The following is a 13,798-nucleotide window of genomic DNA, read 5'->3' on the forward strand; positions in this document are numbered from 1 at the left end:
CTCGGCGGGCATCATGAGGACATGAGCACGCACGACAGTGCCGTCGGCGCCGCCACTCTCAAGAGACTTCGGCAACGCCGCGGTTGGTCCCTGCGCGACACCGCGAAAGCCCTGATCGACACCGCTACGCAGCTCGGGCAGCCGCTCGATTCCCGCCTCGCCAGCGTGCAGCGATCAGTCGCGCGGTGGGAGAGCGCTACGGCGCCCATCCTGCCGAGCAAGCGCTATCAACTGTTGCTCGGGCACCGGTACGCGCAGGATGCCGCCGGGCAGGCTTCGCTCGGCCCTGGCTCGGACTTCGCCGAGCTGCTCGACGCGCTCGCTCACCTCGGGGAGAGCGAGCAGCGCCTCTACGAGCTGCGCACTCTGCTCGTGCGCACAGCCACAGACGCCGGCGGCGGGCTGCTCGCACTGCTCGGGCCGACGACCGAGTGCGCTCTGTCGGCTGCCCTTGCGGACCCGTCCCGAGTCGACGAGGGGGTGCTCGACGCGATGCGCATCTCGATCAACCTCGTCAACGGGCAAGTAGGCAGCATCCCGTTCGTGCGCCTACAGCTCTTGCTCGCGCCGGTCGTCGAGTCGTGTCGACGTCTGCTCGACGAGGTCGCAGCAGTCCCCGACGTCTTCGTTCCTGATCTTCAAACGGTCGCCGCACAGGCGTACACCCTCGCCGGGCGCTTCGCGTTCGAGACCCGGGACGACCAGGCATCGCAATCTCTTTACTCCGCAGCCACGACGGCGGCCGGTGCGATCGGGGCGCCGTGGCGACGGGCCATGGTGCACATGAGTCACGCGCTCGTCACGCTGTACTCGATCCCCGGGCTCGATCCCGCGAAGGCACTCGTCGACGCCGCGGTGCGCGACGCACGAGCCGGTGAGAGCGTGACCGTTCGCGCCCGTGCCCATGCCTTGCAGGCAGAAATCGCGGCTCGGGCCGGTTCGAGCAAGCACGCGAAAGCTGCGCTCGGGCTCGCCTGGTACGACATGGAGAGCAGCCGCGACGGCGACCCGGCGGCAGCGACGACGAGCTTCTCCCCCGCTCACCTGCGGGGCTTCGAGGGGGTGACGTCGCTCTACGTCGGCGACGCGTCCGAGGCACACGACTACTTCGCGAAGTCGGCGGCCTCCCTGTCCGCCCCGCGCGAGCGGGTACAACGAGCGATCGTGTCGACCGACCAGGCAGCCGCGCGTATTCGTCTCGAAGATCCGCAAGCGGCGGCCGCGCTGCTGCACAAGTGCGTCGACGCCGCCGCCTCGACGGGCGGCCGGGTGCCTACCATCCGTCTGCGCCGAGCCCGCCGGGACCTGCGGCCGTGGCGGCGCGAGGACTTCGTCGCCGACCTCGACGACCACATGTTCGACACTCTCGGCGCGTAGCCGCTGCACGCAGACACGACGAAAGCGCCCCTGCCCGGCCGTGAGACCAGACAGGGGCGCAAGTCGTCATGAGCGGCGGCGGTCCGCCGGCAGCCCGAGGACGCTCGGGCTCGGTGTGGGGTCGGGGGAGGGTTCCGGCGACGTGCACTCGTAGCGCGGATCGTCGGGGTCGAATCCCTCCACAGGGGTGCAGGTGTACGTCGTGCCGCCGTACTGGAACGTCCAACTCGACGGCGGCTTGCCGTTCGTGCCGTCCGTTCCGTCGGTGCCGTCCTTGCCCGGCGCCCCCGTGGCGTTCTGGCCGGCCGGACCGGGCGGCCCGGCGACCGTCGAGTCGGCGCCGGACGGTCCCGGAACCGTCGAGTCCTTCCCGGCGGCGCCGTCCTTCCTGTTGGTGGCCTTTCCTGGCGGTCCGGGGGACCCGCGGGGCCTCGCTCGCATCACATCGTCGCCGGCCGCCACCCTGGTCGTCTCCAGGGCGGTTGTCGAGGTCCGGCAGTAGCAATGGCATGACCAGTGGTAGATCACGTGCACTGGTTTCGGGCGGGTGGGTTTCCCGCCTTCGGCTCAGACATCTCTGTGTTGTGCACGATCTTGACCTCGAACTCTCAGCCCGCCCGCGCTACTCAATGTGTGCGCGTCACGGAATGCGTGCCGGAGCCTGAGTTTGACAGCCCTGGAGTACTGGCAGGGTAGGCAGCATCGAGGTGCTGTTTTGATCACGCAACAAGGCGGCGGTCCCGCTGGATGCGTTGCGTCAGCCCGTCGCGGCGCCGCGACGGGTGCATCGTCGCATCCGCCGAAAACAGTAGCCATGGACATAGTAGCTATGTACTCTATTTTTCATGAGCAAGGTTCTGCCGAGCCCTACGCCCGGATTCCTGGTGTGGCGGCTCGCCAACAAGTGGCGTGTCGCGGTCGATCGTGCGATGGCTCCGCTGGGCCTCACCCACGCGCAGTACGCACTGGTCGCGTCACTGCACGGCATGCAGCACCTCGGCGAGCGGCCCAGCCAGCGCCAACTCGCCGACCACACCGGCCTGGAGGCGCTGTACGTATCGAAGCTGGCGCGCGCCCTGGAGTCGGCCGGCCTGATCGAACGCACCCGCAACCCCCGCGACCCGCGCGCCGTGCAACTCGCCCTCACAGAACAGGGCCAGTCCGTCGCCCGGCAGGCCATCGCGGTGGTCCAAGAGCTGCATCAGCAGTTGCTGGAGCCGCTCGGCGGCCGCGATGCCCTGCGGACCCGCACGTTCACCGACGAGCTGACGACCCTGCTCGACGCACCTCTCGCTCCATCCGTCCCGAACGACGAGAGCACTCAGGGGATATCACCATGACCACCACTGCACCCGCCGCCGACGCCCGCGCCCTCGGCCTGGCCCACTACGCCGCCCGCGGCGTCCTGGAGCACGTCCTGGCCCGGCACGGCATCACGTTCCACCAGCAGATCGCCCTGCGCGCCGCCCTCACCGCCGACGCCCCGCAGGCGCCGGACGACCTCGTCGCCCAGGTCCAGGGCTCCCTCAAGGCTGATCCGGGCGACATCCGCTCCACTCTCGATGAGCTGCTCGCCAAGCAGCTGCTCGATACGGACGGCGCGCATCTTCGTCCCACGGACGCAGGGCGCGAGCTGCTCGCCGCCGTCGGCGCGGAGAGCACCCCTATCAGCGCCCGCATCTGGGGCGGGATACCCGACGAGGACCTGGCCGCCGCCGGCCGCGTCCTCGCTCTGGTCACCGAGCGCGCCAACGCGGAGCTTGCGGCGCTGACCGTCTGACCTCCCGGCCAGGCCTGTAACTGGCCTTGATCAACGGGTGGTTCGGGTGAGGCCGTTGAGCCAGATCATGGAGGCGCGGAGATGCATGCCTGCGAGGTAGCTCTGCGGGGTCCTGTCTCCTGTCGTCAGCAGGGTGCTGGGAAGCGTGCTCGCTGTGTACACCGCGATGGTGCTCCCAGGGCTTTCCTCTCAACGCTGCACGGCCCCGCGCGTGCGTCGGTGCGCGGGGCCGCGCAAGGAACGCTGTTCCTGTCAGGAGCGCTCATGGCGACCGTATGGCCAACACCCCGCCGGTGCCTGCCGAACTAGGCCGTCAGCCACACGAGCAGGGTGCGCCGTGGAAGCGCCGACAATTTCTCTCGCCGTCGGTGGTCTCGGGTGGGCTGTGGCTGTGGTGGGTGTGCAGCAGCCGTGGCCCTTCGCCGGGCGGTTGGACTGTGCTGTGGGGTGTGCGGTCGGGTTGTGGCGGGGCGGTGGTGGCCTCGGTATGGGGCTAGGGGCTGTCCGATGGGTCATGTGAGCTGATCAGGGCCGTGGCCTAGTGTTCGCTGAACGAAGGGGGGTCGCATGTCGCGCGATACAGCCGAAGCGGAGGCGGGGATGAAGGGGATCACGTTTCCTGCCTGGCACAGAAAGCACTACGTGACCCTGGCTGAGCTACTGGTTCGCCTCGGCAGCTTCGGCCTGGACCTGACGTGGCGCGTCGAATTCGACGAGATCGTCGATCCTCGCTGTGTCGAGATGGAGAGATGGTCCGCCGACGTCGGCATGGACACGTTGACACTGTTGTCGTTGACGACCCCCTTCCTCCAGTTGATCGACGCCGAAGCACGTGGGTTCGCCGAGGACAAGCTGGTGCTCGTCCTCACCGAATTCGACAGCTCCTCGTGGGATGTCAGGGCTGCCGACGAGCGCGTACTCAGCGAACTTCGCCACCACTACCCTGGCGCCAAGGACCTCTGAACACGGCGCTTCACTGCGGACGAAGCCATAGACGGATGGCGCCCACGGTGACCGTCCCGTAGAAGACGTATGCCCGCTTGTCGAAGCGCGTGGCGATGGCGCGGAAGTTCTTGAGCCGGTTTTATTTCCGCTCGACTTCGTTGCGGCGGCGGTAGATCGCCTTGTCGAACCCTGTGGGTCGGCCGCCTTGCCTGCCGCGGCGCCGGCGGTTGGCCCGCTGGTCTCTCGGCTCGGGGATGGTGTGCTTGATCTGGCGTCTGCGCAGGTGACGCCGGTTGCGGCGTGACGAGTACGCCTTATCTCCACCGACGTGGTCGGGCCGGGTGCGCGGCCGTCCACCAGCCTGCCGGGGCACGCGGATCTCTTCCAGGACGGGAATCATCTGCGGTGCGTCCCCCCACTGGCCGGGCGTGATGACAATCCCGAGCGGGCGGCACCCGCCTTCCCCGGCAAGGTGGATCTTGCTTGTGAGCCCGCCTCGCGAACGTCCCAGGGCCTCATCGGAGCGGTGACGCGCCGGGCTCCTGCGCCGACCCGGGATCTTCGGGGCACGAGCGGAGGCGCCAGCCGCGTGCTGATGAGCGCGGCAGGTCGTGGAATCGACGCTGACCATGGTCCAGTCGATGTGGTCCTCGGCATCGGCGTCGGCCTGGACGGCCCGCAGGATTCTCTCCCACGTGCCGTCCGCCGACCACCTTCGATGACGGTCGTGAATCGTCTTCCAGCTACCGAAGCAGGGAGGCAGGTCCCGCCTGGGGAGGCCGGTCCGCTGCCGGAACAGAATCCCGTTGATCACACGACGATGGCATTGCCAGCGTCCGCCCCGCCCGCGATTAGCCGGGAGGTGCGGCTCCAGCCGAGCCCACTCTTCATCCGACAGATCTCCCCGCCCCATGCCCCACGGAACGAGTCCCCAGCGGGAGCGTCACGCGACCCATCGGACACGACCTAGTGGACGTCGTCCGCCATTGCGGTCAGAGCCTCGTCGGCCGCCCGGGCGAGCTCGACGTGGTGTGTGCTGAGCATGCACATAACCGTCCCCTTTTGGTCCATAGGGAGAGCACGTTATGACCAAGCATCAGGGAACTGGCGTGCTTGTGGATAACTCAGCTGGGCCCACTGGCATGCCGATTGACGTTGGGGGCGATCGATGGGCTGGCCCCCCTGTTTGCCACGGTTCTGGGTGCGGTGATTGTCAATCCCCCCGAATCGTGGAGACCTTCTTATGCAGCCAGCCTCTCGTTGAGGCTGGCCCAGTAGTCGTGTTCGTAGTCGATCGGGCTCGTAAAACCGCACACGCTGTGCAGCCGTCGTGTGTTGTAGAAGTCGGTGATCCAGGTCGCGATCCGGATCCGTGCCTCGGTGCGGGTGGTGAAGGCGTGCCGGTGGACGTACTCGACCTTGAGGACGCTGTTGAACGCTTCGCTGACGGCGTTGTCGAAGCACGAGCCTACGCGTCCCATGGACTGGAAGACGCCCAGCTTGCGGCAGGCTCGGCGGAATCTCCGTGATCCGTATTCGCTCCCGCGGTCGCTGTGAAAGATCACTCCACGGACGTCGCCGCCGCGGGTGGCCGCGGCCATGTGCAACGCGGCGACCACCAGGTCGGCGTCGTGCCGCGGACCCATCGCGTATCCGAGCAGGCGACGGGAGAACAGGTCGATGACCGTGGCCAGATACAGCTTCCCGTCACCGGTTGCGATCTCGGTCATGTCCCCGCACCAGACCAGGTCAGGGGCCTCGGCGGCGAAGTCGCGGTGCACGAAGTCAGGGGCGGCCAGCCGTTTGCCGGGCCGAGTCAGCCCCCGCCGGCGACGCACCGTGCGGGCCACCAGACCGAGCTCGGCCATGACTTTGGCAATGGTGTTCACCGAGACACGCCAGCCCTGCCGCACCAGCTGGATCCAGATCTTCGGTGAGCCATAGGTGCCGCCGGAGGCGGTGAACTCTTCGGTCACCGCCTCGGCCAGCTGCTGGCGGCGTACTTCCCGCCGGGTGGGCTTGCGGGAGCGGTGCTTGTAGAACCACGACTCGCTGACGCCCAAAGCCCGGCACGAGACGCGGTGCGAAATGCCGTGCTCGGTCCTGAAGTCGCTGATCACCCCGACCACTTGGGCCGGGTCCGCCACGGCTACTTCACCCACAGGACCATGCAGCGTTTGAGCACATCACGCTCCATGCCCAGTTCCTTGTTGTCCCGCTTGAGCTGGGCATTCTCCCGCCGCAGCCGCTCCAACTCCTCGCTCCCGACAGCCGGTCTCGTCCCGGCCTGCCGAGCCCGGGACACCCAGGTGGCCAGGGTCGTCTCGTTGATCCCCAGGTCTTTCGCGACCTCGGTGATTGACTTCCCGGTCTCCGTCACGATCCGGACCGCACCCTCACGGAACTCCGGATCGAACTTCCGTCGCTTCTCCGCCATGACTCCCAACTTCCCCTGCAGCCGCAGTCTTCACGCTATGAGGGGAGGGACAGATCGGCGTTGGTTCGACCGTCCTGACTGAGTGGATGCGTACGGCCAGGGAACGAACACAGCGCCAGGAGTCACAGCGTCACCAGCTGTATGCCGACTACCTCGCGGCGATTGCTCGTGTGGCCGACGACTTATGGACCTTGGGGATGGACGCGGATCGTTCTCACCTCCTACGCCGAGCGCACGACTTCTGGCGGACTGGGAACGCATACTCCCTGCGCTACCACGTCACGATCAAGGGTCCGGCCCACATCGTCGAGGCGTCCGATACGTGCTTCCGCCGACTCCGACACTTTCGGGACGTAGTCGGCTCGGGTGCAGACGGCGGCTCGACCGAGTTTGGAGAGGCCCAGGAGCAGTATTCGGAAGCCCTGGTCAGACTCCACCACGCGATGCGCGCCGACCTGAAGACGGATGAGGAAGCTCCAGGCCGTGCGGTGATGCGCGCGGGCAACGCTGCCCCGGGCAACCGTGTCAGAGGGCCCGCGTGACGGAGACTGTGGCGTGTCGCGTGGTCCCCTGTCTCGGCTTCCATCGCCAGACTCCTTTGGCGTGTATGTCGGACACGACGCGCCTTGGCAGTGGCCCTTCGGGAACTGCGCTTCTGATCCGTCGGCTCGGCACGCTGCTGCAGAGCCCCGTCGCCGTGGGCAAGATGACAGACGCCGTTCCGGCGGGATCCACCGGGACCACAACCCAGACGTGGCCGGTGAGTTGCGACATCCCTCGGCCTCAACGGCCTGCTGCCCACTCATCCAGTCCGCTGTTCGCAGCTGAAGAGACCGGCGATCTCGTCCGCGGCCTCCTCTAGGGCTGCCTCGTAGTCGTCATCGTCAAGGATCGGTGTGCTCGAGGCGGCGTGGTGTCGAAGCGCGGCCAGGCGGCTGAGCACCTCTTCGTCGGACAGGGTCTGGTCGAACCCGCCAACGTAGAGTTCGGGATCGTGCGTCATCGCTTGCCTCCCTCACGGAAGTCGTAGCCGAGTGATTCCTTGAGATCCTTGCGGGCCGCGCTGAGCCTGCTCTTCACGGTGCCCGGGGCAATGTTCACCATCTCGGCGACCTCGTTGATGCTGTACCCGTACAGGTAGTGCATGAGCAGGCACTCGCGCTTGTCTCGCGTCAGGGCCCCGACCGCGGTGTACAGCGCAATCTTGTCTGCCGTTGTTGACGCAACATCGAGGCCATCGCACGGCGTGCCCGCGTCCGAGTCGTTCAAGGCGCGCTCAGGACGGTTGGCCAGCTTCTGATGCGCCCTGTTCAGGAGGCGGCGGCCGGTGTAGACCACCCAGGCGACGGGGTTGGGGTGTTCGCTTACTTCGCCCCACTTGCGGTAGGCGATCTCGAAGGCTCGGCTGGCTGCCTCCTGCGCGAGCTCCCAGTTGTCCTGCCGGGCGTTGAGGATGCGGCAGACCTTCAGGAAGTGAGCCTTGAAGAAGTTGTCGAAGCTCATGGTCGGTTGGAGGGGAAGCTGAACTGCGGCTCGCAGATCGGCGAGCAATGCGTTGGCGCTCTCCTGAAGTGGCCAGGTGATGTGTTCGATGAGGAAGTTGGGGGCGCAGCGATCTCCGAAAATGACCATCAGGCGCTCTCCGGGGAGGCGTGAGGGCCACAGGAGCCCTTGGGCCCAAGGATTGTGCTGGCGTAGCGCCGAAGACCAGGCCCGTGCTTGGACCAAGTTGTCGGAGAGAACGAGTTCGGATGAGCCACCGGCGGCCTGGACGGACACCGCCGTCGTCAGATCGATGAGCTGCAGAGGCTCTGTGGTCCGCAGCTGTGTGAGCTGGCGGTCCTTAACCGCCGCAAAAGGCACTACTCGCAGCCCCGTGTCAGGGTTGAATGGCAGTGCCCTCAGCAGTGTGGCTGCCACGGCCGCCTTGGGGGTGGGGGCCGCGTAGAGATGGGGATAAGGATCCGCTGGCGTGCCGTCGAAGCGCCCGCCTGTGAAGAGGTCCGCCTGTCGAGGGTTGAAGGCTGTCGACGAGACGCGCTTGCTGTGGACCCGGTACAGCTGGGTGCCGACTGGAATCTCAAGTCGGTGGGCCGCCAACGGCCCTGCCGGCGGGGGAGAAATGGGCAGGGACATGGGTCACTTCTCCTCAGCCGCGATGAGAGCATTGTGGCGGGTCAGCAGGAGTTTTGAGGGCGCAGATACAGCGCGATCGCGGCGGACGGACTCGCCAACAATGACGTCCAGCTGTTCCTCCCGAGCGGGGACGGTGATTTCCAGGACGCTGCCGTCGGCCCGCTGGTCGTAGATCCTGCCGCCCTGCTCGATCGCCAGTGGCGCCGTGAGCAGAGTCGTACGCCGCTCTCGCTCGAACACTGCCGCGTTCTTACCGTCGATCCAGCTGCGGATCGTGTGCCACATGCCACCTTCCCTTCCATGTCGGGTGCCGCCTGCGAGCGACAGCGCCGCTCGGATCATCTGAACCACCATGCCCGCTCCCTCAGCCTGTTGTGTTTGCCTTCACTCCAGTAAGGCCTTCGACCCGCGGACTGGTTCACACGAGTTCTGGAACCGCGGTCAGCGCGGGGATCGATCTCGGCTGTGAGGTGGGCGGCACGTGTCTGGGGGCACCAGAACGCGACCAACTCAGGGGCGTGCGCATCGGCCGCCGAGCGGGGGAGGCCGCATAGCGTGGCGATGTGAGACGCATCGACAGCGAGGAGGCGCGGAAGATCGTCGAGTCCGGCCAGGTCATGCCACGCCACGAGCTCGAGCGGGATCGCCGCTGCACGGCATTCGGCAAGGAAAGATGTCCTCGGGTTCGAATACGGCGCAGACGAGACCCCGCCCGGCCGCTACCGATTCGCCGTTGAGGTCGAGGACGCGGCTGGGGTCATGTGGTGGATCGAGCTCAACGCCCACCCGGGCGAGATCATCGAAGAAGACGGTTTCGCGAACCGGTGAGGCATGGGTCCTTCCCTGGGCCGGGCACACGGCCGTAGGGGGTGAAGGGGCCCACCGGAGGCTCGCTGCAGGAGAGGCCACCCCATGGCGCAGCGCACCATCCGCCACTATGAGACGACGATCCGCCAGAACACGGATGACACGGCGACGAACGCGAGCGTCGCGACGATCCGCGACTTAGACGGTGTCCTACATGGTGAGTTTCAGGAGCCGTTTGTAGCAGCAGAGGGCTGTGGCGAGGCCGAGAAAGGCCAGGTAGTTGGCAGGTTGGCGCTCGTAACGAGGGCTGAGTCTGCGGTAGCCCGTCATCCACGACATCGTCCGCTCGATCACCCACCTGCGGCGCCCTAATCGTTCGCTGGACTCGACACTCTTGCGGGCGATGCGGACCCCGATGCGCTTGCCCCAGAGCCATCGCCGCAGGTGAGGGATGGCGTAGGCCTTGTCGGCGTGCAGCTTGGCGGGCTTGCGTCGGCGTGGGCCGCGGCGGGAGCGGGTCGGCGGGATCCCGCGGACCAGGGGCTGCAGGGCCCCGGGAGCTGACCGCCGTTCGAGAAGACGGCCGCACCGGCTGAAGGCTTCGCCCCGTGCCGCGTGAGCTCTCCCGCGCATCGGGGAAGTGCTCCTGGCGAGCAGCCGTCCCCCGGCGCTAACTTGGATCTGCTGGCAGTGCCAGCACGAGCCGGAGGAGGCACAAGTGGGCGCTGGCACAGCCTGGTTACCAGGGCGCGGCGGCGCCCGGAAAGCTTCAGCACGGGATACCGGAACCGGATGAGCGCCGGACGCCGCGCACCGCAGCGGCCGGACGAGCGCGTCCTGGTCTCCGGGACCACACTGCGCTTCGCCGTACTCGTGGTTCTGATCCTGGTGAGCAGCGCCTGGATGAGCCTGCTGCCTCTCGCCGCGGGACACACCTCGTCCGGCAGCACATCTATCGGCGACTCCAGCGGATGCGACCTGGCCGCCGGGGGAGACCCCGGCCGCATCGGTGGCCCCGTGCCCCAGGAAGACACCAGCGCCTATCGCACCTGCATCGACAAGGTCTCCTCCCCCTCGGACCCGTCCCCATGGCTGTCCGCGGTGTGGCCGCTCCTCGTCGTGGCAGCGGCCGCCGTACTCATGTGGGCGATACCCGCCTGGAAGGCACGACGGAGCCGGGTCGTCCCGCTGGAGGCGGTCGATCCCGACGGGGAGATCCACGCGGTGCTGCGCCAACTCTCCACGGTGGCCGGACTCGACCACCTGCCGCGTGTGATCGTCGATCCCGCGGCGGTGTCAGGCGGTGCGGTGGTGTTCGGTAGCAACCGCCGGCCGACCATCCGCTTGCACGGCGGGCTCATCGTCCGTCGGCACACCGACCCGGAACGCTTCCGCGCCGTGGTCCTCCACGAGTACGCCCACATCCGCAACGGTGACATCACGCTCACCTACCTCACCGTGGCCCTGTGGAGAGCGTTCCTCGGCCTGGTGCTGCTGCCCTACCTCGCTGTCCTCCTCACCCTCGCGGTATGGATGGCACTGTTCTTCATCGGCGTACGCGCGCCCCTGGACCCGGAAGTGATGCGAGGGCTCGGCGGCGACTTCCCCATCGTCCTGGTGAAACTGCTCGCCACACCGGCGATACTCGCGGTGCTGGTCCATCTCTCGCGCGCGGACGTCCTGCGCACCCGGGAGACGTACGCTGACCTCGCTGCAGTCCGCTGGGGGGCCGACCCGCGCATCTGGACCGGCGCGGCCCACCTCGCCGATACGTCCGACAGCGGGCCCCGGCGAACACACCGTGCGCTGCTGACCTTCCGGGAGGCATGGCGCACCCACCCACGGGGCGAGCTGCGTCAGGAGTCTCTGTCCGATCCCGCCCCGCTCTACGCCGCCAGAGCCCTGCCGATGTTCCTCACTGGCGTCCTCGCCCCGCTCCTCGACTTCCAACTGTCCCTGTACGGTGCGGTGTTCCACCTCGGGTGGCTGGACAACGGCGCATGGGCCCTGTCGGCGGTGCTCGTCGCAGGCGTAGCCGGGACCGCGCTGTGGAGGGCGGCGATCAACGCCGTCTTCACCGGGCGGCGACCGTCATCAGGGGCACGGGCCGGGCTGTGGCTCGGAGCAGGCATGGCAGCCGGTGAACTGGCCGGGTACCGGGTGGGGTTGGACTCACTGCTGCCCGCCTTTCCCCCGGCCCTGCTGCTACCCGTATGCGCAGGCGCGTTCTTCGGCTGGTGGACCACCCAGTGCGCCCGGTTGTGGTCCAGAACATGGCCGGGAACCGCCCTGCGCCCCGTGCTGATCCTCGGCGTCCTCGTCGGAAGCGTCCTCCTCTCCTCCTGGTTCGCCTGGTGGCAGGGGTACGGAGTGACGTTCGCCAACGGCCTGTCGCCATCGACGCAGGAGATGCGGCAATCGCTGACGAACGGAGCGGCCCCCGCCGAGGTCGCACAGCAGGACGGCATCATCACAGCGATATCCACGCTGTGGCCACCGATGACCTCGTTCACCACCTGGCCGCTCACCCTGGTGTCGGTCGCGCTGCTGTGGCTGACACCGCTCGCGGCCTGGGCGGTCCGCTTCGCCGACGGCGCCCGGCAGCGAAGTACCGGGGCCGCCGCAAAGACGGCAGACCGGTTGCCCGAACAGAATCCGCTGCCGCCCCTGGGGCAGATCTTGCTGCCCGGCCTGCTCGGCGGAATCCTCGCCACGTGCGTCGTCGCCGGGTCCATGGCGTACATGCACACCTGGCCACCGCCGAGCCTCACCGCGCGGATACTGCTGATCTGGACCTTCCTGGCCTGGGTGTTCATCGCCCTGCTCACGGGAGCCGCGGTCGCCGGGACCACGGCCGCGGTCCGTGGAAACAGCCATCGACTGCTGTGGGCGCTGATCGCCGCCCAGATCGCAGTCCTCGTCGGCCTCGCCGGCACGATCCTGGTGACCTCGCTGGACGGCTGCGTCCCGCAGCTGAGCACCCTACGGCTGAACTGCCAACCGCACCCCACGCCTTCGACCTGGCTGGGTCTGCGCCTCATGGTCGGGCCTGTGCTGGTGCTGGCCGTACCCGTCGCAGCGATCGCCACCGCGGCCGTCACCGGAATCCGCCGCATCGGGCCGACCCGGCAGAGCCCCCCGCCCCCGTACACGCAGCCCCAGCCCCTCCGCACAAGGCTCGTCCTGGCAGTGCTGGGCGTCATGGTCACGGTTATCACACTGGCGGACCTCATAGCACCCGTGATCCCGCACTCGACACCGTCCGACGCCAGGCTGACCGCCGAAGCACGGAACGCGGGCTCGCCCCGGCTCAGGGCACTACAGGTGTACGCCTGGGAGAAATACGGCGGACTGGAACTCGCCCGCCGCTACGTCACCGCCCAGACCAGAATGAAAGACCTCCTCCTCAAAGACCCCCGCCACATCGACGAATCCGAGGGAATCAGCGTCTGCAGGCAGCTCCAGGCCGTCACCCGGGACGCCGCCGACTACTTCCCCGTCCCCGATGCCCGCGCGCAAGTGCACTGGAACGCGTTCGTCACCGGCAACGCACAAGGCAGCCGGAACTGCATGCGTGCCCTCAAAGCGTCCGACGGCCCGAAATTCCTTGGTTCAGTGGAAGAATTGACCAAGGCGATGCACGCATACGCTTTGATGAGAGAACGCAACGACAAGGTGATGCGGGCAGGAGGCCTGCCGGAGCGAAGCTGACCACACAGCACGGAACGACTCTGTGAAAGCCATCTGGATACGGGGGTGCGGGTGAAGTGACCTTGAATCACGCGGGAGTCTGCCTACGTGATGTCGTGGAGGACGCGGTGGACTTCGCGGTGTCGCACGGCTTCGCTCCCCCCGAGGAGCGCCGTCTGCTCGACGCCCTGCTCCGTGACCCCAACGACGCCCGGGTCGTGCGGAGACTGTCGCGTCGGCGCAGGCACGGTGAACCGCTCGGATTTGGAGCCGCAGAGGTCGCCGGGGTGCTCGGCCCGCTGCTGATGGTGGCGGTCACCGGAAGCGTCACCACGGTCACCACCTCGGTGACCGGGTCACTGTATGCGCGCTTGACCGCCTGGCTGCGCCGGGTGCCTCGCCATCCACGGGGGGTGGACCAGATCCCGGACCTCTCCCGCGACCAACTCCGCTCCGTGCACGACCTGATCGTCGAGCAACTTGTGCGATCCGAGATCCCGGAAGCCACGGCGCACGCAGTGGCAGAGCGGATCTCCGGAAGCCTGGCCCTCGGAGGGGAACGAGGCCGGGCCGTGCAACCAGATGCAGAAGAGGAGAACAACGAGGACCGGCCCGAGGCCGGGTGA

12 protein-coding genes and 2 pseudogenes are annotated in these 13,798 nt (G+C 67.7%); 6 read left to right on the top strand and 8 right to left on the bottom strand.

Annotation, left to right across the window (positions count from 1 at the left end; genetic code table 11):
• Positions 1–21: 21 nt before the first annotated feature.
• Complete coding sequence (locus LGI35_RS44780; RefSeq protein ID WP_227300139.1) at positions 22–1,377, top strand: NsdA family TPR-like regulatory protein; 1,356 nt, start codon at positions 22–24, stop codon at positions 1,375–1,377.
• Positions 1,378–1,443: 66 nt separating this feature from the next.
• On the opposite strand, the gene LGI35_RS44785 is transcribed toward LGI35_RS44780, so the two are convergent.
• On the bottom strand, positions 1,444–1,818 hold the full coding sequence (locus LGI35_RS44785) for a hypothetical protein (protein ID WP_227300140.1): 375 nt from the start codon (positions 1,816–1,818) through the stop codon (positions 1,444–1,446).
• 404 nt (positions 1,819–2,222) lie between these two features.
• Here LGI35_RS44785 and LGI35_RS44790 point away from each other — a divergent pair, with 404 nt between their 5' ends.
• The 3 genes from LGI35_RS44790 to LGI35_RS44800 all read left to right on the top strand — a co-directional run bounded on the left by LGI35_RS44790 (position 2,223) and on the right by LGI35_RS44800 (position 4,120).
• A complete protein-coding gene (locus LGI35_RS44790; RefSeq protein WP_227300141.1) occupies positions 2,223–2,717 on the top strand; it encodes a MarR family winged helix-turn-helix transcriptional regulator in 495 nt (164 codons plus the stop codon).
• Positions 2,714–3,157 (top strand): MarR family transcriptional regulator, encoded by a 444-nt coding sequence (locus tag LGI35_RS44795; protein ID WP_227300142.1) that lies wholly within the window; start codon positions 2,714–2,716, stop codon positions 3,155–3,157. Before LGI35_RS44790 ends, LGI35_RS44795 begins: the two co-directional genes overlap by 4 nt.
• A 567-nt stretch (positions 3,158–3,724) precedes the next feature.
• The gene (locus LGI35_RS44800; protein WP_227300143.1) at positions 3,725–4,120 is read left to right on the top strand and encodes a hypothetical protein; all 396 of its coding nucleotides are present in this window, start codon (positions 3,725–3,727) and stop codon (positions 4,118–4,120) included.
• Between the two features lie 10 nt (positions 4,121–4,130).
• Here LGI35_RS44800 and LGI35_RS44805 read toward each other — a convergent pair.
• The 7 genes and pseudogenes from LGI35_RS44805 to LGI35_RS44835 form a co-directional block, all read right to left on the bottom strand.
• Positions 4,131–5,015: pseudogene (locus tag LGI35_RS44805) on the bottom strand (IS5 family transposase).
• Positions 5,016–5,343: 328 nt separating this feature from the next.
• The gene (locus LGI35_RS44810) at positions 5,344–6,264 is read right to left on the bottom strand and encodes an IS3 family transposase (RefSeq protein WP_227291902.1); all 921 of its coding nucleotides are present in this window, start codon (positions 6,262–6,264) and stop codon (positions 5,344–5,346) included.
• A complete protein-coding gene (locus LGI35_RS44815; RefSeq protein ID WP_227291901.1) occupies positions 6,252–6,539 on the bottom strand; it encodes a transposase in 288 nt (95 codons plus the stop codon). Before LGI35_RS44815 ends, LGI35_RS44810 begins: the two co-directional genes overlap by 13 nt.
• A gap of 802 nt (positions 6,540–7,341) precedes the next feature.
• On the bottom strand, positions 7,342–7,542 hold the full coding sequence (locus LGI35_RS44820) for a hypothetical protein (RefSeq protein WP_227300144.1): 201 nt from the start codon (positions 7,540–7,542) through the stop codon (positions 7,342–7,344).
• The gene (locus tag LGI35_RS44825; protein ID WP_227300145.1) at positions 7,539–8,675 is read right to left on the bottom strand and encodes a sigma-70 family RNA polymerase sigma factor; all 1,137 of its coding nucleotides are present in this window, start codon (positions 8,673–8,675) and stop codon (positions 7,539–7,541) included. Before LGI35_RS44825 ends, LGI35_RS44820 begins: the two co-directional genes overlap by 4 nt.
• 3 nt (positions 8,676–8,678) lie before the next feature.
• A complete protein-coding gene (locus LGI35_RS44830) occupies positions 8,679–9,029 on the bottom strand; it encodes a hypothetical protein (protein WP_227300146.1) in 351 nt (116 codons plus the stop codon).
• Positions 9,030–9,692: 663 nt separating this feature from the next.
• Positions 9,693–10,031 (bottom strand): annotated as a pseudogene (locus LGI35_RS44835) (transposase); the annotation flags it as partial.
• 243 nt (positions 10,032–10,274) lie between these two features.
• Between LGI35_RS44835 and LGI35_RS44840 the strand changes: the two are divergent.
• Positions 10,275–13,193 (top strand): M48 family metalloprotease, encoded by a 2,919-nt coding sequence (locus tag LGI35_RS44840; protein ID WP_227300148.1) that lies wholly within the window; start codon positions 10,275–10,277, stop codon positions 13,191–13,193.
• A 56-nt stretch (positions 13,194–13,249) separates the two neighbouring features.
• Entirely contained in the window at positions 13,250–13,798 is a 549-nt protein-coding gene (locus LGI35_RS44845; RefSeq protein ID WP_227300149.1) for a hypothetical protein, read from the top strand.

This window comes from Streptomyces longhuiensis, from assembly GCF_020616555.1.
Classification (GTDB): domain Bacteria; phylum Actinomycetota; class Actinomycetes; order Streptomycetales; family Streptomycetaceae; genus Streptomyces; species Streptomyces longhuiensis.

What these genes read in the sequence shown, in the direction of transcription:
- LGI35_RS44825 (WP_227300145.1), bottom strand. Translation starts at nt 8,675, where the DNA reads ATGTCCCTGCCCATTTCTCCCCCGCCGGCAGGGCCGTTGGCGGCCCAC.
- LGI35_RS44830 (WP_227300146.1), bottom strand. Translation starts at nt 9,029, where the DNA reads ATGGTGGTTCAGATGATCCGAGCGGCGCTGTCGCTCGCAGGCGGCACC.
- LGI35_RS44840 (WP_227300148.1), top strand. Translation starts at nt 10,275, where the DNA reads ATGAGCGCCGGACGCCGCGCACCGCAGCGGCCGGACGAGCGCGTCCTG.
- LGI35_RS44815 (WP_227291901.1), bottom strand. Translation starts at nt 6,539, where the DNA reads ATGGCGGAGAAGCGACGGAAGTTCGATCCGGAGTTCCGTGAGGGTGCG.
- LGI35_RS44790 (WP_227300141.1), top strand. Translation starts at nt 2,223, where the DNA reads ATGAGCAAGGTTCTGCCGAGCCCTACGCCCGGATTCCTGGTGTGGCGG.
- LGI35_RS44785 (WP_227300140.1), bottom strand. Translation starts at nt 1,818, where the DNA reads ATGCGAGCGAGGCCCCGCGGGTCCCCCGGACCGCCAGGAAAGGCCACC.
- LGI35_RS44795 (WP_227300142.1), top strand. Translation starts at nt 2,714, where the DNA reads ATGACCACCACTGCACCCGCCGCCGACGCCCGCGCCCTCGGCCTGGCC.
- LGI35_RS44780 (WP_227300139.1), top strand. Translation starts at nt 22, where the DNA reads ATGAGCACGCACGACAGTGCCGTCGGCGCCGCCACTCTCAAGAGACTT.
- LGI35_RS44820 (WP_227300144.1), bottom strand. Translation starts at nt 7,542, where the DNA reads ATGACGCACGATCCCGAACTCTACGTTGGCGGGTTCGACCAGACCCTG.
- LGI35_RS44800 (WP_227300143.1), top strand. Translation starts at nt 3,725, where the DNA reads ATGTCGCGCGATACAGCCGAAGCGGAGGCGGGGATGAAGGGGATCACG.